Origin of the sequence: Burkholderia sp. DN3021 (assembly GCF_049805555.1) — a bacterium.
Taxonomy (GTDB): Bacteria; Pseudomonadota; Gammaproteobacteria; order Burkholderiales; family Burkholderiaceae; genus Burkholderia; species Burkholderia pyrrocinia_C.
On sequence record NZ_JBNCAB010000107.1, the window covers coordinates 1 to 21108 of the forward strand.

Genomic DNA, 21108 nt, shown 5'->3' on the forward strand with positions numbered 1-21108 from the left:
CCCAGTTAAAGTCGCGCGGAATATTCCGCAAACGTTTTCGGAGAATTAATTGACCGCGAGCACGGCTATTTCCGATACACCCCCGCGCGCGAGCCCGTCGAGCGGCGCACGGTAATCCGCGAGCGCTAGCGTCGCATCGAACGGCGGCATCGCGGTGCGGCACGCGTCGCAGCGGTACGCGGTCGTGCGGCCGGCGCCGCTGTGCCCGCCACGGAGCGGGCGCGAACGCGGTTGGCCGACGCCCAGCGGCAGCGCGCAGACGTCGCAGCGCAGCCGCGCTTCATTCCAGTACGCGGCGTCGCAAGCAATGCAAATCACGGTATGTGACAAATTGCCGCACAGTGCGCAGCGATTCGGCAGCGCGACCGCGGCGACGCGCGCAGCCAGCGCGCGAACCTGCGACAAAACGACGCGCATCGTGCGCGGAGCGGAACTGCGGATCATTGCGAACACTCCTGGCGGCCCCGTCTCGATGAAGCCTGCGGGGCGAGCGAGTATACTTCGGGCTCTTCGCCAGTGTGCCCGACATGTCCCCAGCTTCGACTTCAACCGGCCGTCCGGCCAATGACGCCAGGCGCCTGCGGCGGATCTTCGATCGCCGTGCCGCCACGTTCGACGCGGTCGCGTTCCTGCCGCGCGAGATCGCGCAGCGGATGAACGAGCGTCTCGAATACATCAAGGTGAGCCCCACGGCCGTGCTCGATGCGGGCTGCGGCCCGGGCGACGATCTGCCGGCGCTGCGCGCGCGCTTTCCTGAAGCGCCCGTATTCGGCGTCGACCTGTCCGGCGCGATGCTTGCGCGGGCCGGTCAGCGCGAGGTCGAACAGACGAGCTGGCGCCGCTGGCTGCCGGCCTCGCTCGGCCGGGCGCTGGGCCAGCGCGGCCCGCGCGTCGCGCAGGCCGACTTCGCCGCGCTGCCGTTCCCGGGCGGCGCGTTCGACCTGATCTGGTCGAATCTCGCGCTCCACTGGCATTCGCGCCCCGACGCCGTGCTGCCTGAATGGCAGCGCGTGCTGCGCGTGAACGGGCTGCTGATGTTCAGCACGCTCGGCCCCGACACGCTGCGCGAGCTGCGCGCAGCCTGCACGGACGCCGAAGCGGCGCTCGGCATCGCACAGCCCGCCGCGCGCGTGATCGATTTCGTCGACATGCACGACCTCGGCGACATGCTCGTCGAGAGCGGCTTCGAGATTCCCGTGATGGACCAGGAAGTGCTGACCGTCACGTACAAATCCCCCGATTCCCTGCTGGCCGACGTGCGCCGCTGGGGCGCCTATCCGTTCGAGCGGGCGGCGCCGCAGCGTGCGACGCGACGCTTTCGCGCGGCGCTCGGCGACGCGCTGGAAGCGCGCCGGCGCGCGGACGGCACGATTGCGCTGACCTTCGAGGTGATCTACGGCCACGCATGGAAGGCCGTGCCGCGCACGACCGCCGAAGGGCACGGGATCGTGCGCATCGAGGACATCGGAAAGGGGCGTCCGAAGAATCGGTAAAGCGGTAAAGAGGGGTTTTGTTATGTCCGAAATTAGCGGTGCAAAGCGGGGTCGAATTGGCGCCCAAAATGGCCGGAAAGCTTGTCGCGCTTGGCTTGGCGGGCGATAGGCGCTTGCTTGTGGATGCCATTGAACCCGCCTATAATGCGTCAGCTTGTCGTCCCGGGGTCCCCGCAATACGGGGCGACGAGTCCGATGCAGGCATGCATCGCATGCCATTCGCGTGAGGCGGCGATGGAAGCAGCGAGGGTTTTGGCGGAGACGACGAACGGCGAGCCGGTCCTCGAAGACTGGCTCATGAAACGCAACTGTTCGGCGTCGCCGCGCCAGTTCGTGCTGTTTTACGCGTCGCTCGCGGGCTTCTCGCTGGTGATCGCGACGTTGCTGATGTGGCGGGGGGCTTGGCTCGTCATGCCCTTCACCGGAATCGAGTTGCTGGCTGTGGGTGTCGCATTCGCGATCTATGCTCGCCATGCGGTCGATTACGAACGCATCAGGCTGTTCCCGCACCGGCTCGTGATCGAGCGGATGGATGCGGAGCGGCTCACGCAGATCGAATTCAACCCGCGCTGGGTGCGGGTCGAGCCGGGCGCGACGCCACGCGATCCGATTCGGCTGGTATCGCGCGGGCAGACCGTCGTAATCGGGCAGCATCTCGCGCAGTACAAGCGTGCGCAGTTCGCCGACGAACTGCGCATGTCGCTCAGGCGCTGCGGCTGACGAGGCGCGGGCACCGGCCGGGAACAGGCCGGCGGCTTGCGACGGGGGAGGGTTTGAATGGAAATTTTGGGTAAGGATGCTATGAAAACAATCAAGCGAGCCCTCACGGGCGTGCTGGCATGCAGCGGATTGCTCTTTGCCGGTGCCGCCCTGGCGGTCGGTGATAGCCCGGGCGGCCCCCGCGTCAACGAGATCAACTTTCAGCCGCCGGTCACGAAAATCGCCGAGGAGCTCTACGATCTCCACACGATGATGCTGATCCTGTGTACGGTGATCTTCGTCGGCGTGTTCGGCGTGATGTTCTATTCGATCTTCGCGCACCGCAAATCCAAAGGCCACAAGGCCGCCAATTTCCATGAAAGCACGACCGTCGAGATCATCTGGACGATCGTGCCGTTCGTCATCGTCGTGCTGATGGCGCTGCCGGCGACGAAGGCCGTCGTCGCGATGAAGGACACGACCAACGCCGATCTCACGATCAAGGTCACCGGCTACCAGTGGAAGTGGGGCTACGACTACGTGAAGGGCCCGGGCGAGGGCATCGGCTTCCTGTCGACGCTGACCACCCCGCGCGACGAAGTGATGGGCAAGAAGCCGATCACCGACACCTATCTGCAGGAAGTCGACAACCCGCTCGTCGTGCCGGTCAACAAGAAGATCCGCATCATCACGACCGCGAACGACGTCGTCCACTCGTGGTACGTGCCCGCGTTCGGCGTGAAGCAGGATGCGATTCCCGGCTTCGTGCGCGACACGTGGTTCAAGGCCGACAAGGTCGGTACCTTCCGCGGTTTCTGTACCGAGCTGTGCGGCAAGGAACACGCGTACATGCCGGTCGTGGTCGAAGTTCTGTCGGAAGACGACTACGCGAAGTGGGTCACCGCGCAGAAGGCCAAGCTGGCCGGCGCGGCGGTCGATCCGAACAAGGTCTACACGATGGCCGAACTCGTCGCGCACGGCGAGGAAGTCTACAAGGCGAACTGCGCGGCCTGCCACCAGGTGAGCGGCAAGGGCCTCGGCGCATTCCCGGCGATGGACGGCAGCCCGATCGTGAACGGCCCGATCGCCGGCCACGTCGAGCGCGTGCTGAACGGCAAGGGCGCGATGCCGTCGTGGGCGTCGCTGTCGGACCTCGACATCGCATCGGTCGTCACGTACGAGCGTAATTCGTGGGGCAACCACAAGAACGACCTGCTGCAGCCGAAGCAAGTGGCTGACGCGCGCAACGGCAAGATGCCGGAAGACACGGCAGGCGCAGCGGCGCCGGCCGAAGCGGCTTCGGCACCGGCGCAAGCCGCGTCGGGCGCAGCCGAGCAACCGGCGGCAGCGTCGGCAGCGGCATCGGCCGCGTTGTCGACGATCTACTTCGAGACGGGCAAGAGCGTGCTGCCGGCCGACGCGAAAGCGGCGATCGCCGCCGCGGCCGACTATGCGAAGGCACATCCGGACGCGAAGCTCGCGCTGTCGGGTTTCACCGACAAGACGGGCTCGGCCGACGCGAACGCCGAACTGGCGAAGCACCGCGCACAAGCCGTGCGCGACGCGCTGAAGGCAGCAGGCGTGGCGGAAGACCACATCATCATGAAAAAGCCGGAAACGATCACGGGCGGGGCTGACGCTAAGGAAGCCCGGCGTGTCGAGATCGGTCCGGCGGCTTGACGTGTCGCTGAGTTAGTCGACGTATTCGCATTAGGAGATTCTCATGTCTAGCATCGGGCACGACGTAGCCGCGGACCACGCGCACGACGACCACGCGCACGAAACCCCGCATGGCTGGCGGCGCTGGCTGTTCGCCACCAACCACAAGGACATCGGTACGCTGTACCTGCTGTTCTCGTTCATCATGTTCCTGTCGGGCGGCGTGATGGCGCTCGGCATTCGTGCCGAACTGTTCGAGCCGGGCCTGCAGATCATGCGTCCGGAGTTCTTCAACGAACTCACGACGATGCACGGCCTGATCATGGTGTTCGGCGCGATCATGCCGGCGTTCGTCGGCTTTGCGAACTGGATGATTCCGCTGCAGATCGGCGCGTCCGACATGGCGTTCGCGCGGATGAACAACTTCAGCTTCTGGCTGCTGCCGGTCGCGGCAGTGCTGCTGGTCGGCTCGTTCTTCGCGCCGGGCGGCGCGACGGCCGCCGGCTGGACGCTGTACGCACCGCTGTCGACGCAGATGGGCCCGGGCATGGACTTCGCGATCTTCGCGGTCCACATCATGGGCGCGTCGTCGATCATGGGCGGGATCAACATCGTCGTGACGATCCTGAACATGCGCGCGCCGGGCATGACGCTGATGAAGATGCCGATGTTCGCGTGGACGTGGCTGATCACGGCCTACCTGCTGATCGCCGTGATGCCGGTTCTGGCAGGCGCGATCACGATGGTGCTGTTCGACCGTCACTTCGGCACGTCGTTCTTCAACGCGGCAGGCGGCGGCGACCCGGTGATGTACCAGCACATCTTCTGGTTCTTCGGCCACCCCGAGGTGTACATCATGATTCTGCCGGCGTTCGGGATCGTGTCGCAGGTGATCCCGGCGTTCGCACGCAAGACGCTGTTCGGCTATAGCTCGATGGTGTACGCGACGGCTTCGATCGCGATCCTGTCGTTCATGGTCTGGGCGCACCACATGTTCGCCACGGGCATGCCGGTCACCGGCCAGCTGTTCTTCATGTACGCGACGATGCTGATCGCCGTGCCGACGGGCGTGAAGGTGTTCAACTGGCTCGCGACGATGTGGCGCGGCTCGATGACCTTCGAAACCCCGATGCTGTTCGCGATCGGCTTCCTGTTCGTGTTCACGTTCGGCGGCCTGACGGGCCTGATGCTCGCGATGGCGCCGCTCGACATCCAGTATCACGGCACCTACTTCGTGGTGGCGCATTTCCACTACGTGCTGGTGGCCGGCTCGCTGTTCGCGCTGTTCTCGGGCTGGTACTACTGGGCGCCGAAGTGGACGGGCTGGATGTACAACGAGACGCGCGGCAAGATCCACTTCTGGGCGTCGATGATCTTCTTCAACCTGACGTTCTTCCCGATGCACTTCGTCGGCCTCGCGGGCATGCCGCGCCGCTATGCGGACTACCCGGCGCAGTTCACGGACTTCAACCAGGTTGCGACGATCGGCGCATTCGGCTTCGGCCTCGCGCAGGTGTACTTCCTGTTCGCGGTCGCGCTGCCGGCCTACCGTGGCGGCGGCGACCTGGAAAAGGCGTCGGACAAGCCGTGGGACGGCGCGACGGGCCTCGAGTGGACGGTGCCGAGCCCGGCTCCGTTCCATACGTTCGAGCAACCGCCGCACGTCGAATAAGTTTCACAGTGCGCTTAGCCGCTGTCTGCCGTGCAGGCAGGCGCGGCGGGCGCCGAATCGAAGTTTCAGCGAAGTTTCAGATGAACCGGAATCCACAAGAAAGACGAACGCCCGAGCAGATTCGCGCGGGCAACAAGCGGCTCGGCCTCATCCTGCTCGTCATCGCCGCCGTTTTTTTTGTGGGTGTCGTGATCAAGCAGTGGTGGCTGTCCACTCACTGATGCAGTAACTGACGCAGTAGCGAGGAAGTTGTCGTATGTCGAAGCCGGAAGAGGGCGCCGTCGATCGCGCGTTCAATCGTTCGATGCTGGTGAAGCTCTTCGTCGTGGCCGGGCTGATGTTCGGTTTCGGCTTTGCGCTGATCCCGATGTATCGGGCGATCTGCCAGATCACCGGCATCAACAACCTGGTGCAGCGCGACGTCAGCGAGCGCGAGGTGAAGAACTCGCAGGTCGACACCAGCCGCACGGTGTCGGTCGAGTTCGATGCGAACGCGCGCGGCCCGCTCGGTTTCAAGCCGGAGCACAACAGCCTCGACGTGCATCCGGGCGAGCTGACGACGATCGTGTACGACGTGACGAACGGGCAGGGCCGGCCGGTCGTTGCGCAGGCGATTCCGAGCTACGCGCCGAAGCAGGCGACGGAGTTCTTCAAGAAGATCGAGTGCTTTTGCTTCACGCAGCAGACGCTGGCCGCGAACGAGTCGCGCAAGATGCCGGTGGTGTTCGTGATCGATCCGAAACTGCCGAAGGACGTGAAGACGATCACGCTGTCGTACACGTTCTTCGAACTGAATACGCCGGCCGCGCCGGCGCCGGCGACGCGCAGTACCGCGGCGCAGGGCGCGGCGAAGCCGGATGCGTGACGACGGAGACGGGGCGATGACGGAGGGCAAGCGGGGCGGGTCGTTCGGCCAGGCGGTGAAAGCGGTGCTGTGGTCGTTCTTCGGGGTGCGCAAGCGGCGCGACCTGGAGGCCGACGCGACGCAGCTCAATCCGCTGCACGTGCTGATCGTCGCGTTGATCGCGGCCGGCGTGTTCATCGGCGTGCTGATCCTGATCGTGCGTGCCGTCGTGGGCTGAGGCCCGCGGCCACGAAAGAATGCAGTGCGCAGCGCCGCGGCGCTGCGTGCAGGAAAGAGCGGTGGCGGTCGCGCCGCGCAAGAAATAAAGCCGGAGCGGTTTCCGGTACACAAATTGGACTGAAGTGGAGAATCAAGCATGAGCGGTCAAAACCAGACCCCGTACTATTTCGTGCCGCATCCGTCGCAGCATCCGATCAGCGCGGCCGTCGGCCTGCTGGTCATGCTCGGATCGGTGGCGCTGTGGATCAACGGTCACGACTGGGCGCCGTTTACGGCGCTGCTCGGCCTGCTGTGGTTGCTCTTCACGCTGTATCACTGGTTCGGCGACGCGATCGCCGAATCGGAAGGCGGTCATTACGGCAAGAACGTCGACAAGTCGTACCGCTGGAGCATGAGCTGGTTCATCTTCTCCGAAGTCATGTTCTTCGGCGCGTTCTTCGGCGCGCTGTTCTATGCGCGTGAAATCGCGCTGCACCAGCTCGGCAGCCTCGACTACAAGCTGATCTGGCCGGACTTCTCCGCCGTGTGGCCGAACGAAGGCCCCGCCGCGCTCGCCGGCCACTTCAAGACGATGGGCCCGTGGCCGGTCCCGACGATCAACACGGCATTCCTGCTGTCGTCGGGCGTGACGCTGACGATCTCGCACCACGCGCTGCGCGACGATCATCGCAAGAAGGCGATCGCATGGCTGGCCGCGACGCTCGCGTTCGGTATCTGCTTCCTGTTCCTGCAGGGTTTCGAGTATTTCCACGCGTACAACGAACTGAACCTGACGCTGAACTCGGGCGTGTACGGTTCGACGTTCTTCCTGCTGACCGGCTTCCACGGCTTCCACGTGTTCCTCGGCGGCACGATGCTCGCGGTGGTGCTGGTGCGGATGATCCGCGGCCACTTCAAGCCCGATCACCACTTCGCATTCGAAGGCGCCGCGTGGTACTGGCACTTCGTCGACGTCGTCTGGCTCGGCCTGTACGTCGTCGTCTACTGGCTGTAAATGGAAAAACGGCCCGCGCAGCAATGCGCGGGCCGTTTTCATTGGTGTCGGCCCGGCAGTTGCGAGCCGACACCACCCTGGCGCCGCCGCGACTCAGTCAGGCGGCGCTTTTACTTGGTGGCGCGGCCATGCGGCTAAATGTCACAGCGTGTCACAGCGATTGCAGCGGGCCGCGGCGGCAAATGCGTCAACGCCCGATCGGCAGGCCGGTCGAATGGATCCAGCCCATCCAGTTCGCGAGCAGGATGAACAGGAACAGCGAGACCGACAGCCCGACGCGGGTGGCGAGCGACCAGACCATGCGTTTCGTGTGGCCGCGGTCGTGCATCATGAAGTAGAGCGCCGAGCCCATGCTGGCGATGATGAGGACGAAGGCGATGGGAACGAGTATGTGCATGACGCGAACCGGACGACGGCAATTCGGAAGGAAGGGGATAATTATCGCATTTCGCTTTCGCGAATGTGCCCGGCGGGTTGCACGATGAAGATTCGCTGGCTGCCTGCGCTGCTGATTCTCGTCGTCGTCGCCGTCACGATCCGTCTCGGTTTCTGGCAGCGCGACCGCGCGCATCAGAAGGAAGCGCTGCAGGCGAGCATCGTGCGCTACGAGCATGCAGCGCCGGTCGATGTCGGCGCGCAGCCGATTCCGCTCGCGTCGATCGAATTTCATCGCGTGCGTGCGAAGGGCCGCTTCCTGCCCGAGCAAGCGGTGTTTCTCGACAATCGGCCGTATAACGACCAGCCGGGTTTTTACGTCGTGATGCCGTTTAAACTCACGGACGGCGGTGTCGTGCTCGTCAACCGCGGCTGGCTGCCGCGCAACATCGCCGATCGCACGGCGATCGAGTCGTTCGAGACGCCCGCGGGCGACGTCGAGATCGTGGGCATCGCGCGCGCCGACGCGTCGCGTGCGTTCGAGCTCGGCGAAGGCGGGTCGGCGGCGCACCAGAAGATCCGGCAGAACCTGGACGTCGCCGCGTATGCGAAGGAAACGGGGCTGCCGCTGCAGCCGTTCGTGATCCAGCAGACGAGCGACGGCGGCGACAAGCTCGTGCGCGACTGGCCGGCGGCGACGACCGGCGTCGAGCGCAATTACGGTTACATGTTTCAGTGGTGGGCCATGGCGGCGGCCGCGCTCGGCTTCGGCCTGTACGCCGCGCGGCGTGCGGCGAAGAAGTCGGCCGGCGCGTGAGCGCCATGCCAGGACGCGGCGCACGCGCCGCGGGTTCGTTTCGAGAGGTCTGATTTGTCCATGCAATCTTCCCGTCAGGGTCCGGCCGCTGCGCCGTCGCCTGCGGCCCGCAAGCGCGGCCGCTGGATGCTCGTGCTGCTGGGTCTCGTGTGCGCGGCGCCGATGCTCGCGTCGTACTTCACCTATTACGTGATCAAGCCGAAGGGCGGTTCGACCAACTACGGCACGCTGATCGAGCCGCAGCGGCCGATCCCGGCCGATCTGCAGGTCACCGACGAAACCGGCAAGACGGTGCCGCTGTCGTCGCTGCGCGGCGTGTGGCTGTTCGTGATGACGGACCGCAGCGCGTGCGACGACGCGTGCGCGAAGAAGCTCTATTTCATGCGCCAGATCCGCGTCACGCAGGCCGGCGAACGGCACCGGCTCACGATGGTGTGGCTGCGCAGCGATGCGGGCGCGATGCCGCAGAAGGTGCTGGAAGCCTATCCGGACACGCGCCGGCTCGTCGCCGATCCGGCCGCGGTGGCCGCGTGGCTGCCGGCCGACGCCGGCACGAAGGACAGCGACCACATCTACATGGTCGACCCGAACGGCAACCTGATGATGCGTTTCCCGAAAGACCCGAATCCCAGCAAGATCAAGTCGGACGTGACGAAGCTGCTGAAGTGGTCGAGCATCGGCTAAGGCGAGAGAGCGAGGCACCATTCCGATGTCGTATCTACTGCAACTCGGCCTGATCGGCTTCTGCATCGCGCTGCTGCCGCTGTCGTACGTGTGGGTGAAGGCCGACGACAACAAGTTCCGCAAGCTCGTGTGGATCACCACGTTCCTGACCCTCGACCTGGTGATGTTCGGCGGCTTCACGCGGCTGACCGATTCGGGGCTCGGCTGCCCCGACTGGCCCGGCTGTTACGGCACGTCGTCGCCGTTCATCGCGCATGCCGCGATCACGGCCGCGCATCAGGCGATGCCGACGGGCCCCGTCAGCATGACGAAGGCGTGGATCGAGATGATCCACCGCTATTTCGCGATGGCGATCGGCGTGTTGATCATCGCGCAGGTCGTGATCGCATGGGCCGCGCGGCTGCGTCGCCGTCCGCTGCACGTGTCGCCGTGGTGGCCGACGAGCCTGCTGCTGCTGATCGTCGTGCAGGGCGTGTTCGGCGCATGGACGGTCACGATGAAGCTGCAGCCGGTAATCGTCACGATCCACCTGCTGCTCGGCCTCACGCTGCTCGGCACGCTCGGCTGGCTCGCGGCGCGGCAGACGCCGCTGCCGTCTCACGACCCGGAGGCCGGGCGCTATCGCGCGGCCGCGCTCGCGGCGCTCGTGCTGCTGGTCGTGCAGATCGCGCTCGGCGGCTGGGTGAGCACCAACTACGCGGTGCTCGCGTGTACCGATTTCCCGACCTGCAACGGCCAGTGGATTCCGCCGATGGACTTCGGGCACGGCTTCCACCTGTGGCGCGCGCTCGGGATGACGAAGGACGGCGACGCGATCACGCAGGACGCGCTGGTCGCGATCCACTGGACGCACCGCACGTTCGCGTTCGTCGTGGTCGCGTACCTGATCGCGTTCGCGCTGAAGATGCGCCGCTTCGAATCGCTGCGGCGGCCCGCGAACGGCGTGCTGCTGGTCGTCCTGTTGCAGTTCGTGACGGGCCTGACCAACATCGTGCTGCAGTGGCCGCTGCCGGTCGCCGTCGCGCACAACGGCGGTGCCGCGATCCTGCTGCTGCTCGTCGTCATGTTAAACTTTCGTATCCTTTCAAGCCGCCCCGGCCGTGTCGCGCAGCCTGCGCGCGACGCCGCCCCGGCGTGACCGCCCCCATGCAACGCACCCTCTCCCAATCGCCCGGTAGCCGCTTTTCCCAGTACATGGCGCTGACGAAGCCGCGTGTCACGCAGCTCGCGGTGTTCTGCGCGGTGATCGGCATGTTCCTCGCGACGCCGGGCATGGTGCCGTGGCATGTGCTGATCGGCGGCACGGTCGGTATCTGGCTGCTGGCCGGCGCCGCATTCGCGATCAACTGCCTCGTCGAACAGAAGATCGACGCGATGATGCGCCGTACCGCATGGCGCCCGTCCGCGCGCGGCGAGATCACGACGCCGCAGATCCTGGTGTTCTCGGCCGTGCTCGGCAGCGCCGGTGCGTGGACGCTCTATACGTTCACGAACCCGCTGACGATGTGGCTGACGATCGCGACGTTCGTCGGCTATGCGGTGATCTATACGCTGCTGCTCAAGCCGATGACGCCGCAGAACATCGTGATCGGCGGCGCGTCGGGCGCGATGCCGCCGGCGCTCGGGTGGGCCGCGGTCACCGGCGCGGTGCCCGGCGACGCGTGGATCCTCGTGCTGATCATCTTCGTGTGGACGCCGCCGCATTTCTGGGTGCTCGCGCTCTATCGCCGCAAGGATTACGAGAGCGCGGGGCTGCCGATGCTGCCCGTCACGCACGGCGAGAAGTTCACGCGGCTGCACATCCTGCTGTACACGGTGATCCTGTTTGCCGTCACGCTGATGCCGTTCATCTCCGGGATGAGCGGGGCTGTCTACCTGACGAGCGCGGTGCTGCTCGGCGCGGTGTTCCTCGCGTATGCGTGGAAGATCTACCGCGACTATTCGGACGCACTCGCCCGCAAGGCCTTCCGCTATTCGATCGTCTATCTGTCGCTGCTGTTCGCCGCGCTGCTCGTCGATCACTATGCACGCCCGCTGCTCGGCGTGTAACCGCACGGTTTGAACGCAATGCTCCAATCACGGTTCGGGCGCCGCGCGCGCCAAGGCTGGATGCTCGCGTGCGCATTCACGGCAGCGCTGCTGCTCGCCGGATGCGACAACGCGCCGAAATTCCAGAATCTCGACATCACCGGCAACACGCAGTTCGGCAACGACTTCTCGCTGCCCGATACGGCCGGCAAGGTGCGCACGCTCGCCGACTTCAAGGGCCGTGCGGTCGTGATGTTCTTCGGCTATACGCACTGCCCGGACGTGTGCCCGACGACGATGGCCGAACTGTCCGAGGCGCTGAAGCAGCTCGGGCCCGATGCCGCGAAGCGCGTGCAGGTGCTGTTCGTCACCATCGATCCGGAACGCGACACGCCGGCGCTGCTCGGCCAGTACGTGCCTGCGTTCGATCCGTCGTTCATCGGCCTGCGGCCGGCCGACGAAGCGGCGCTGAAGAAGGTCACGAAGGATTTCCGCGTGTACTACGCGAAAGTGCCCGGCAAGACGCCCGGCAGCTACACGATGGATCACACCGCCGCGAGCTACGTGTTCGATCGCGACGGCAAGCTCCGCCTGTTCGTGCGCGACGGCCAGGGCCCCGGCCCGTGGGTCCACGACCTGAAGCTGCTGGTCGACTGACCGGCATTCGCCGGGCGCCCGGCCCGGCGTGTCGCGTGACGGCGCGTTTCGCGCCGTCACGCTTTCTCTCTTCCCGTTGTCGTTTGCATGTGCCGCCCGCCGCGCGGCGCGTCGGCGCGCGCGTGCCGCGCAGGTGCCGCGTTACGGCAGCGCCGGCACGTTGAAGCCGGATGCGGCGCGCGTGATCCGGAATTCCGTCACGCGATACGTCGCGAGCCCCTCGGTGACGAACGGGTCGGTCTTCAGGATCGCGTCGAGTTCGTCGCGATCGATGCGGGCCGCGAGGATCACGCCGCCTTCGCGCGGCACCTTCGGCCCCGCCGCGATGAAGATGCCCTTGTCGAACAGCGGCTGCAGATACGCACGGTGGCGTTCGAGCGCGTCGTCGATGCGCTCGAGCGATGCGGTGTAGTGGATGTCGATGACGTACATGGATGGCCCCGGAATGGCGCCGGCGCGTCGCGCGCCGGCCAGCCGGTCTTTGTAGCACAGCGGATGCGGGCTGTCGCGCCGGGGCCGTCCGTTCCGCATCGGCGCGTATTCAAGTTGTAAGCCTCGTTGCCGTAAATGCAAGGGCAACCGTTTGCGCGCGGCGGGCCGTTCGTGCGCATCGTGTGCACCGACATCGATAAAGGCACGCAGATGAGCAGAATGAGTTTGAACCGCAAGCTGTGGCTCGCGCTTGCGCTGGTATGGATCGGTCTGCTGGGCGTCGGCGCCTGGAGCGCCTACGAGACGCGCGCGACGATGCTCGCCGAACGCAAGGCCGGCATCGCGAATCTCGTCGACTCGGCGGCCGGCATCGTGACGGCGTATCACGCGCTCGCGCGGAGCGGCACGCTGCCCGAGGCCGACGCGAAGCGCGACGCGCTCGCGAGCCTTGCCGCGATGCGCTACGGCGATTCGGGCTACGTGTTCGTGATGGACTCGAAACCGGTCGTGCTGATGCATCCGACGCTGCCGAAGCTGGTCGGCACGCAGGTCGGCGACTATCTCGATCCGGACGGCAAGCCGCTGTTCGTCACGATCCTGAACGCCGCGAAGGCGACCGGCAGCGGCTTCGCCGAATATCGCGGGCGGCTGCCGCACAGCGAAACCGCCGTGCCGAAGATCAGCTACGTCACGCGGTTCGCGCCGTGGGACTGGAACATCTCGAGCGGCGTGTTCCTGAAGGACATCGACACCATCTACTACCGCACGCTGCTCGGCCACCTCGCGGTCGTGTTCGTCATCGGCTTCGTGATCAGCACGGCGATGCTGGTGATTATCCGCAACGTGCGCGCCAGCCTCGGCGGCGAGCCCGACGAAGCGGCCGCGCTCGCGACGCGCATCGCGCAGGGCGACCTGACGCAGCCGGTGCCCGTGCGCGAGGGCGACCGCACGAGCATGATGGCCGCGATGCGCGACATGCAGGCACGGCTGCAGGCGACGATCGGCGGGATTCGCCTGTCGGCCGAATCGATCGCGTCGGCGAGCCGGGAGATCTCGGCCGGCAACGACGACCTGTCGCAGCGCACCGAGGAGCAGGCCGCGTCGCTGGAGGAAACGGCCGCGAGCATGGAGCAGCTGACCGCGACGGTGAAGCAGAACGCCGACAACGCGCGGCAGGCGAGCGGGCTCGCGAACAACGCGTCGGACATCGCGCGCACGGGGAGCGACGTCGTGAACCGCGTGATCGGCACGATGGGCGAGATCGACGACAGCTCGCGCAAGATCGCCGACATCATCGGCGTGATCGAGGGCATCGCATTCCAGACCAACATCCTCGCGCTGAACGCGGCGGTCGAGGCCGCGCGCGCGGGCGAGCAGGGCCGCGGCTTCGCGGTGGTCGCGGGCGAGGTGCGCTCACTCGCGCAGCGCAGCGCGACGGCCGCGAAGGAGATCCGCGCGCTGATCGTCGACTCGGTCGAGCGCGTGCGCAACGGTTCGACGCTGGTCGGCCAGGCCGGCACGACGATGGGCGAGATCCTGCAGGCCGTCGCGCGCGTGACCGACATCATGGGCGAGATCGCGGCCGCGTCCGAGGAGCAGGCGAGCGGCATCACGCAGGTCGGGCGCGCGGTCACGCAGATGGATCAGGTGACGCAGCAGAACGCGGCGCTCGTCGAGGAGGCTGCGGCCGCCGCCGCGTCGCTGCAGGAGCAGGCCGCGCGGCTGCGCGACGCGGTCGGCGCGTTCCGGGTCGGCGATGCAGGCGGCATAGCGTCGCGGCGGGCTGGCGAGCGGGCGGCCGAACCCGCGTTCGGCACGAAGGCGGCCGACGCCGCCGTGGTGGCGTGACGCGTACGGCCGAGGCCGATGCGCGATAGGCGAAACGCAACTAACGGCCAAGCCGCGCATCCGCCGCCAGCACCGCTGCGGTGCATACCCATATGAGCGGGATGTATTTCACTTCCCGCCGATCCTGTGACACCATTTGCCCCTTCCAGCGAGTCGGGGGATACCCGTATCGCGCCCCATTTCCAGTAAGCAAGAAAGCGAGAAACAGATGAAGCGTCGCAGTCTCCTGAAGGTATTTTCCGTGCTGGCCGCCGGTGCAGCGCTGACGCTGTCGGCGGGCGCGCACGCCGAGGACAAGGTGATCAAGGTCGGCACGGTCGCCGGCCCGGATGCGGAAGTGTGGCAGCTCGTGCAGAAGGTCGCGAAGGAGAAGGAAGGCCTGAACGTGAAGGTCATCGAGTTCAACGACTACGTGCAGCCGAACGCGGCGCTCGACTCGGGCGACCTCGACGCGAACAGCTTCCAGCACCAGCCCTACCTCGACAGCCAGGTGAAGCAGCGCGGCTACAAGATCGTCAGCGCGGGCCTGACCTACATCTCGCCGATCGGCGTGTATTCGAAGAAGTTCAAGTCGCTGAAGGACCTGCCGCAAGGCGCGAAGCTCGCGGTGCCGAACGATCCGTCGAACGAGAACCGCGCGCTGCTGCTGCTGCAGACGCAAGGCGTGATCAAGCTGAAGTCGGGCGCCGGCACGGGCGGCAACAACGCGACGGTGCTCGACATCGCCGAGAACCCGAAGAAGCTGAAGATCTCCGAGCTCGACGCCGCGCAACTGCCGCGCGTGCTGTCGGACGTCGACGCGGCCGTGATCAACACGAACTACGCGCTGGCTGCGAACCTGCAGCCGACCAAGGACGCGATCGCGCTCGAAGCGCTGACGAGCCCGTACGCGAACCTGATCGCCGTGCGCGCGAAGGACAAGGATCAGCCGTGGGTGAAGAAGCTGGTCAAGGCGTACCAGTCGCCGGAAGTGCGGGAATTCATCAAGAAGCAGTTCAAGGGCTCGATGGTCGCGTCGTTCTGAACGCCGCACACCGGTCGGACCGCTGAACGAAAAGGGCCTGCGTCGCGCGCAGGCCCTTTTTCATTGGCGCGGCCGGTGGACGGCCGCGCGGTGCGCCGCGTTCAACGCCGGATTACATGTCGCCGCGCCGCGAGCAGATCGCCATGATCTGCTGGATCGCATAGTTGTCGCGCACGCCCGGCAGCGACTGCACGACGCACTCGTGAAAGCGCCGCTCGCGCGGCAGCAGCATCGCGTTGTTGCGGTACAGCGCGTCGCAGGAGCGCTGGATCAGCTGAGCCGCCGCGCCGTTGCGGCTTTCGCGCAGCGCGCCGAGCATGCACTCGTCGTATTGCGCATAGTCGTCGGTCAGCGCGAACGCCGCGCCCGGCAGCGCCAGCGCGACGACCGCGAATGCGATTGCACGGACTCCCTGTTTCATGTGCCCTCCGATGGTGTCGCCTGGGTCGGCCGACAGCATAACGTAAAGCCGTCAACGCGGCTGACGTGTTGCGCCGATGCCGGCGGGAGCCGCCGCCGGCCGGGCTTCGCGCGCGGTTGCGGGCACCGGCGGGCAGCGCAATCCGGCGCGCCGGGCGAAAGCGCGGAGTCAGGCGGTGGTCTGCGGAAATGGTATCCTCGTGCGTTCGCCGCTACGCACCTTCCCGGGGTGCGCGCGGGCCGGCCGCCGCCGAGTTTTACGCGCGGCGGCGCCCGCCTGACGGCGGCGGGAATCCATCATCCAGAACCGACACAATACGGGGGAGACTCACCCATGAAGCGATTCAAGACTTTCGCGATCCGTTCGATCGCGGCCGGCGTGGCCGCACTCGCGCTGGCAGGCGCCGCGCACGCGCAGACCGTCAAGGTGCTGTCGATCGTCGACCATCCGGCGCTCGACGCGATCCGCGACGGCGTGCACGCCGAACTGAAGGCGGAAGGCTACGGCGACGACAAGCTCAAGTGGGAATACCAGAGCGCGCAGGGCAACACGGGCACGGCCGCGCAGATCGCGCGCAAGTTCGTCGGCGACAAGCCCGACGTGATCGTCGCGATCGCGACGCCGGCCGCGCAGTCGGTCGTCGCGGCGACGAAGAGCGTGCCGGTCGTCTATTCGGGCGTGACCGATCCGGTCGCCGCGCAGCTCGTGAAGGGCTGGGGCCCGTCGGGCACCAACGTGACGGGCGTGTCCGACAAGCTGCCGCTCGATCGCCAGGTCGCGCTGATCAAGCGCGTCGTGCCGAATGCGAAGACGGTCGGCATGGTCTACAACCCGGGCGAGGCGAATTCGGTCGTCGTCGTGAAGGCGCTCAAGGAGATTCTCGCGAAGCAGGGGATGACGCTGAAGGAAGCGGCCGCACCGCGTACCGTCGACATCGGCCCGGCCGCGAAGAGCCTGATCGGCAAGGTCGACGTGATCTACACGAACACCGACAACAACGTCGTGTCCGCGTACGAAGCGCTCGTGAAGGTCGCCAACGAAGCGAAGATCCCGCTCGTCGCCGGCGATACCGACAGCGTGAAGCGCGGCGGCATCGCGGCGCTCGGCATCAACTACGGCGACCTCGGCCGCCAGACGGGCAAGGTCGTCGTGCGCATCCTGAAGGGCGAGAAGCCGGGCGCGATCGCGTCGGAGACGAGCAGCAACCTCGAGCTGTTCGCGAACACGGGCGCGGCCGCGAAGCAGGGCGTCACGCTGTCGCCGGATCTCTTGAAGGACGCGAAGACGGTCATCAAGTAAGCCGCGGCCGGCCGACCGCCGCGCTTGCGCGCCCGATCCGGGCCCGAACGACACCGCCGGACGGGCGGCTCCCACCCGGGGCCGCCCGTTCGCTTCGCCCGGCCGTACACGTCCGGCCGGGAAGCAACAGGATTTCCCCATCATGTCTTTGTTCTCGTTTCTGGGCGCGCTGGAGATCGGCCTGATCTTCAGTCTCGTCGCCCTCGGGGTGCTGATCTCGTTTCGCATCCTCAACTTCCCCGATCTCACCGTCGACGGCAGTTTTCCGCTCGGCGGCGCCGTCGCCGCGACGCTGATCTCGGCCGGCTACGACCCGTTCTCCGCGACGGTGCTCGCGATCGTCGCGGGCGCGGCGGCCGGCTTCATCACGGGCTGGCTCAACGTGCGCCTGAAGATCATGGATCTGCTCGCCAGCATCCTGATGATGATCGCGCTGTATTCGGTGAATCTGCGGATCATGGGCCGGCCGAACGTGCCGCTGATCACCGAGCCGACGCTGTTCACCGTGCTGCAGCCCGACTGGATGCCCGACTACGTGCTGCGTCCGGCGCTGCTCGCGATCGTCGTCGTGGTCGCGAAGCTCGGCCTCGACTGGTTCTTCTCGTCGCAGCTCGGCCTCGCGATGCGCGCGACCGGCGCGAACCCGCGGATGGCGCGTGCCCAGGGCATTGCGACCGGCCGCGCGACGCTTGCCGGGATGGCGCTGTCGAACGCGCTCGTCGCGCTCGCAGGCGCCTTGTTCGCGCAGACGCAGGGCGGCGCGGACATCTCGATGGGGATCGGCACGATCGTGATCGGGCTGGCCGCGGTGATCATCGGCGAGACGCTGCTGCCCGCGCGCCGGCTGGTGCTGACGACGCTCGCCGTCGTGCTCGGCGCGATCGTCTACCGCTTCTTCATCGCGCTCGCGCTGAACAGCGAATTCATCGGCCTGAAGGCGCAGGACCTGAACCTCGTGACGGCCGCGCTCGTCACGATCGCGCTGGTGCTGCCGGCGACGCGCAAGAAGCTGTTCGCGCGCAAGAACGGAGGGGCATGACATGTTGTCCGCACAAGACCTGACACTCACGTTCAATCCCGGCACGCCGATCGAGACGCGCGCGCTGCGCGGGCTGTCGCTCGAGATTCCCGACGGCCAGTTCGTCGCGGTGATCGGCTCGAACGGCGCCGGCAAGTCGACCTTCCTCAATGCGGTCAGCGGCGACCAGCGCGTCGATGCGGGGCGCATCTCGATCGACGGCGCGGACGTCACGCGCCAGCCCGCATGGGACCGCGCGCACCTCGTCGCGCGCGTGTTCCAGGATCCGATGGCCGGCACCTGCGAGGCGCTGACGATCGAGGAGAACATGGCGCTCGCGACGGCGCGCGGCGTGCGGCGCGGCTTCCGGGCCGCGCTCGACCGTCCGTCGCGCGAGCTGTTCCGCGACAAGCTGCGGCTGCTGAACCTCGGTCTCGAGAACCGGCTGACCGACCGGATCGGGCTGCTGTCGGGCGGCCAGCGGCAGGCCGTGAGCCTGCTGATGGCGTCGCTGCGGCCGTCGCGGATCCTGCTGCTCGACGAGCACACGGCCGCACTCGACCCGAAGACGGCCGCGTTCGTGCTGGAACTGACCGCGCGCATCGTCGCCGAGAGCCGGCTGACGACGATGATGGTCACGCACAGCATGCGGCAGGCGCTCGACTACGGCGACCGCACGGTGATGCTGCACCAGGGGCAGGTCGTGCTCGACGTGTCGGGCGACGCGCGCAAGGGGCTCGACGTGCCGGACCTGCTGCAGATGTTCGAGAAGGTGCGGCACGAGCAGCTCGACGACGACGCGTTGTTGTTGGGCTGACGCGCGGCAGGCGGGCCCGGCGCGGTGCGCGGTGCTGCATCGTGCCGGTTTGAGTGCCGATCCGGCCGGGTGATTCGGCGCGTGTGCGTCGCAGCGGGCCGGATGGTTACGAGGATCGCATTCGCCGCGCTTGCGATGAACCGCGACGGTTACGGCAACCTCTGCGAATTGGTTTCGCTCGGCACGCATGCCTAGCGCAGCTCGATCACGAGCATCCGAATGCCCCCTTAGCGCCTGCGTGGCCTGCCCGATTGCATCGCGATCCTGTCGCCAGACTTCCCGGCCAACGCGCAGAGGCTCGAGCCCCAGGTCGAATGGATTGCGCGCGTGTTCGGTGATCGCACATGGGCCGCGCTCACGCTACACGCACGCGCGATGGATGACGGCAGCGACAGCGGATGCGTTGCATACCTGAAACGTTTTTTTCTAAACAATTTTGGATTGCCATGACGCGCCGACTTCGGTGCCTTGGTCCTATGCCAATTTGCGACGGTTGGTACGGTTCTAGCTTGAAAGCAAAACTATCCGATTCCGGATTTTTATCCGGTATCAAGCATGCAACAAATAACGACATAACGCCCCGATTATGACTGGCGCATCATCGTGCTCGTTTCCATAACGAGTGGAAATTATTTCGCATGTCGAAGGATGAAAATCATGCTTTCTCATCGCAATCGATATTTTCGGAACGGATTGAGCGCCGTTGGATCACTCGTCACATTAATCTCCGCGCTCGCCTTCGCCGTCGCTGTTCAGGATACGAATGCGCAGGAGAAGGGCAATTCGTCTGCCGTAAAGATCAAGCCGCCTCCGTTACCCAACGGTTCCGCCCGGGTCAAGGTGAAGCCGGGTATGTCCGACGAGGAATGGGAGAAGGCATACAAGGAGACGGGGCGCCCCAAGTTCAACTTGAAGTCCGTCAAGAAAGCCGGTGGCAACGTGCAACGCGACTAGAGAGAAACGGCCATGAAAAAGATCCTGCTTGTCATCGCCCTGCTTGCCGGACTCGCGCAAATGACGTTGCCGAGCACGGCGCACGCGCAGGTCACCACGGCACGTACGCTCGTGCTGTACGACAATCCGGCCAACGACCCGTATTCGAAGCTCGGCCTGATATACAGCATCATGTTGAGGAACCTGCTTGGCCATTTCAACGCGACGGTCGATCTGGTTCCGATACAGAACTACACGGCCGGAATGGTCGCGAACCACGACGTCACTTTCTACATCGGCGACTACTACAACAATCCGATTCCGACGGCGTTCATGAGCGATGTGATGACCGCCACGAAGACCGTGGTCTGGTTCAAATACAACTTGTGGCAACTGGCATGGAACACGGCCTATACCTTCAACCAGACCTTCGGGTTCAGCTTTCTCGGCATTGCCGGGTTGAACGCGCCGCCTTCGTCAAGCAATCCGAATCCCGGCTTCTACGACACGGTCACGTACAAGAATCTGCCGATGGTCAAGTACTACGCGTATAACGCGTCAACCGGCGCCATCAACGCGGACCCGGATGTCGGGCTGACCCAGATCGTCGATGCCACCAAGGCGCAAGCACTCGTCACCATCAAGAACAGCAAGACCGGCGCAACCACGCCATACGTCATGCGCTCGGGCAAGCTCTGGTATTTCGCGGATGTGCCATTTTCCTTCATCGGTCCGACGGATCGATACCTGGTGATATGCGACATCCTGCACGACATCCTGCAGACCAATGCACCGGTGAATCACCGTGCGCTCGTCCGTCTGGAGGACCTCGACGCGTATACGACGACGAGTTCGATGACAACGCTGACGAATTACCTGTATTCGAAGCAGATTCCGTTCACGATGGCCACCATTCCCGTGTATACGGATCCGAACGGCTATTACACCGGCGGCGTCCCGGAGACGATCCATCTTGCGCAGGCAACGGGTCTCAAGAGTTCGCTGAACTACGCGATAGCGCACGGCGGCTCGATCGTGATGCACGGCCTTACGCATCAGTACGATTCGACGCCGAATCTTCTCACCGCGGTCAGCGGCAGCGACTATGAGTTCTGGTATGCGGTCCAGAACCGTCCCGTCGATGAGGACTCCGT

Annotated in this window: 23 protein-coding genes and 2 pseudogenes; 21 read left to right on the plus strand and 4 right to left on the minus strand. The window is 65.8% G+C overall.

Going from position 1 to position 21108, the window contains the following annotated elements:
- Positions 1 to 81: 81 nt before the first annotated feature.
- A pseudogene (locus ACPUER_RS32415) lies at positions 82 to 444 on the minus strand (ComF family protein); the annotation flags it as partial.
- 83 nt (positions 445 to 527) lie between these two features.
- Between ACPUER_RS32415 and ACPUER_RS32420 the strand changes: the two are divergent.
- The 8 genes from ACPUER_RS32420 to ACPUER_RS32455 all read left to right on the plus strand — a co-directional run bounded on the left by ACPUER_RS32420 (position 528) and on the right by ACPUER_RS32455 (position 7601).
- The gene (locus ACPUER_RS32420) at positions 528 to 1493 is read left to right on the plus strand and encodes a methyltransferase domain-containing protein (protein WP_072437281.1); all 966 of its coding nucleotides are present in this window, start codon (positions 528 to 530) and stop codon (positions 1491 to 1493) included.
- 195 nt (positions 1494 to 1688) lie between these two features.
- Positions 1689 to 2213 (plus strand): DUF2244 domain-containing protein, encoded by a 525-nt coding sequence (locus tag ACPUER_RS32425; RefSeq protein WP_051983603.1) that lies wholly within the window; start codon positions 1689 to 1691, stop codon positions 2211 to 2213.
- Between the two features lie 57 nt (positions 2214 to 2270).
- Entirely contained in the window at positions 2271 to 3872 is a 1602-nt protein-coding gene (coxB, locus tag ACPUER_RS32430; protein WP_072437280.1) for a cytochrome c oxidase subunit II, read from the plus strand.
- Positions 3873 to 3915: 43 nt separating this feature from the next.
- Positions 3916 to 5523 (plus strand): cytochrome c oxidase subunit I, encoded by a 1608-nt coding sequence (ctaD, locus tag ACPUER_RS32435; RefSeq protein WP_072437279.1) that lies wholly within the window; start codon positions 3916 to 3918, stop codon positions 5521 to 5523.
- Between the two features lie 80 nt (positions 5524 to 5603).
- Entirely contained in the window at positions 5604 to 5744 is a 141-nt protein-coding gene (locus ACPUER_RS32440) for a cytochrome oxidase small assembly protein (protein ID WP_006760728.1), read from the plus strand.
- A gap of 35 nt (positions 5745 to 5779) precedes the next feature.
- Positions 5780 to 6388 (plus strand): cytochrome c oxidase assembly protein, encoded by a 609-nt coding sequence (locus ACPUER_RS32445; protein WP_072437278.1) that lies wholly within the window; start codon positions 5780 to 5782, stop codon positions 6386 to 6388.
- Positions 6389 to 6404: 16 nt separating this feature from the next.
- On the plus strand, positions 6405 to 6605 hold the full coding sequence (locus ACPUER_RS32450) for a DUF2970 domain-containing protein (protein ID WP_047899090.1): 201 nt from the start codon (positions 6405 to 6407) through the stop codon (positions 6603 to 6605).
- Positions 6606 to 6743: 138 nt separating this feature from the next.
- Positions 6744 to 7601 (plus strand): cytochrome c oxidase subunit 3, encoded by an 858-nt coding sequence (locus tag ACPUER_RS32455; RefSeq protein ID WP_072437276.1) that lies wholly within the window; start codon positions 6744 to 6746, stop codon positions 7599 to 7601.
- Positions 7602 to 7788: 187 nt separating this feature from the next.
- Here ACPUER_RS32455 and ACPUER_RS32460 read toward each other — a convergent pair whose 3' ends face one another.
- Positions 7789 to 7998, minus strand: coding sequence for a twin transmembrane helix small protein (locus tag ACPUER_RS32460; protein WP_034179103.1), 210 nt, complete (start codon positions 7996 to 7998; stop codon positions 7789 to 7791).
- A gap of 84 nt (positions 7999 to 8082) precedes the next feature.
- Here ACPUER_RS32460 and ACPUER_RS32465 point away from each other — a divergent pair, with 84 nt between their 5' ends.
- From ACPUER_RS32465 to ACPUER_RS32485, 5 genes are read left to right on the plus strand one after another with little or no spacing between them, the layout of a single operon-like run.
- Positions 8083 to 8793: an SURF1 family protein gene (locus ACPUER_RS32465; protein ID WP_244137429.1), complete on the plus strand. Its 711-nt coding sequence runs from the start codon at positions 8083 to 8085 to the stop codon at positions 8791 to 8793.
- Between the two features lie 60 nt (positions 8794 to 8853).
- Entirely contained in the window at positions 8854 to 9477 is a 624-nt protein-coding gene (locus ACPUER_RS32470; RefSeq protein WP_425133086.1) for an SCO family protein, read from the plus strand.
- Positions 9478 to 9502: 25 nt separating this feature from the next.
- Positions 9503 to 10615 (plus strand): COX15/CtaA family protein, encoded by a 1113-nt coding sequence (locus tag ACPUER_RS32475; protein ID WP_310135265.1) that lies wholly within the window; start codon positions 9503 to 9505, stop codon positions 10613 to 10615.
- Positions 10616 to 10623: 8 nt separating this feature from the next.
- Positions 10624 to 11526 carry a heme o synthase gene (gene cyoE, locus ACPUER_RS32480; RefSeq protein ID WP_425133087.1) on the plus strand — a complete coding sequence of 301 codons (903 nt, stop codon included), beginning with the start codon at positions 10624 to 10626 and terminating at the stop codon, positions 11524 to 11526.
- Positions 11527 to 11544: 18 nt separating this feature from the next.
- A complete protein-coding gene (locus ACPUER_RS32485; RefSeq protein WP_175963622.1) occupies positions 11545 to 12162 on the plus strand; it encodes an SCO family protein in 618 nt (205 codons plus the stop codon).
- A gap of 141 nt (positions 12163 to 12303) precedes the next feature.
- Here the strand turns inward: ACPUER_RS32485 and ACPUER_RS32490 are convergent, their stop codons facing one another.
- On the minus strand, positions 12304 to 12594 hold the full coding sequence (locus tag ACPUER_RS32490; RefSeq protein ID WP_034179097.1) for a YciI family protein: 291 nt from the start codon (positions 12592 to 12594) through the stop codon (positions 12304 to 12306).
- 210 nt (positions 12595 to 12804) lie between these two features.
- Between ACPUER_RS32490 and ACPUER_RS32495 the strand changes: the two genes are divergently transcribed.
- Entirely contained in the window at positions 12805 to 14442 is a 1638-nt protein-coding gene (locus ACPUER_RS32495) for a methyl-accepting chemotaxis protein (protein ID WP_425133088.1), read from the plus strand.
- A 208-nt stretch (positions 14443 to 14650) separates the two neighbouring features.
- Entirely contained in the window at positions 14651 to 15466 is an 816-nt protein-coding gene (locus tag ACPUER_RS32500; protein WP_034179096.1) for a MetQ/NlpA family ABC transporter substrate-binding protein, read from the plus strand.
- A gap of 112 nt (positions 15467 to 15578) precedes the next feature.
- Here ACPUER_RS32500 and ACPUER_RS32505 read toward each other — a convergent pair whose 3' ends face one another.
- Complete coding sequence (locus tag ACPUER_RS32505) at positions 15579 to 15887, minus strand: VF_A0006 family four-cysteine protein (RefSeq protein ID WP_175963624.1); 309 nt, start codon at positions 15885 to 15887, stop codon at positions 15579 to 15581.
- A 333-nt stretch (positions 15888 to 16220) separates the two neighbouring features.
- Between ACPUER_RS32505 and ACPUER_RS32510 the strand changes: the two genes are divergently transcribed.
- The 6 genes and pseudogenes from ACPUER_RS32510 to ACPUER_RS32535 form a co-directional block, all read left to right on the plus strand.
- Entirely contained in the window at positions 16221 to 17186 is a 966-nt protein-coding gene (locus tag ACPUER_RS32510) for an ABC transporter substrate-binding protein (protein ID WP_425133089.1), read from the plus strand.
- A gap of 142 nt (positions 17187 to 17328) precedes the next feature.
- Positions 17329 to 18225 carry an ABC transporter permease gene (locus ACPUER_RS32515; RefSeq protein WP_072437268.1) on the plus strand — a complete coding sequence of 299 codons (897 nt, stop codon included), beginning with the start codon at positions 17329 to 17331 and terminating at the stop codon, positions 18223 to 18225.
- 1 nt (position 18226) lies between these two features.
- Positions 18227 to 19021, plus strand: a complete 795-nt coding sequence (locus ACPUER_RS32520) for an ABC transporter ATP-binding protein (RefSeq protein WP_425133090.1) — start codon at positions 18227 to 18229, stop codon at positions 19019 to 19021.
- A 114-nt stretch (positions 19022 to 19135) separates the two neighbouring features.
- Positions 19136 to 19405: pseudogene (locus ACPUER_RS32525) on the plus strand (hypothetical protein); the annotation flags it as partial.
- Positions 19406 to 19678: 273 nt separating this feature from the next.
- Positions 19679 to 19975, plus strand: a complete 297-nt coding sequence (locus ACPUER_RS32530; RefSeq protein ID WP_425133091.1) for a hypothetical protein — start codon at positions 19679 to 19681, stop codon at positions 19973 to 19975.
- A 12-nt stretch (positions 19976 to 19987) separates the two neighbouring features.
- Positions 19988 to 21108: DUF2334 domain-containing protein (locus tag ACPUER_RS32535; RefSeq protein WP_425133092.1), on the plus strand; the 1121-nt coding region annotated here is incomplete at its 3' end.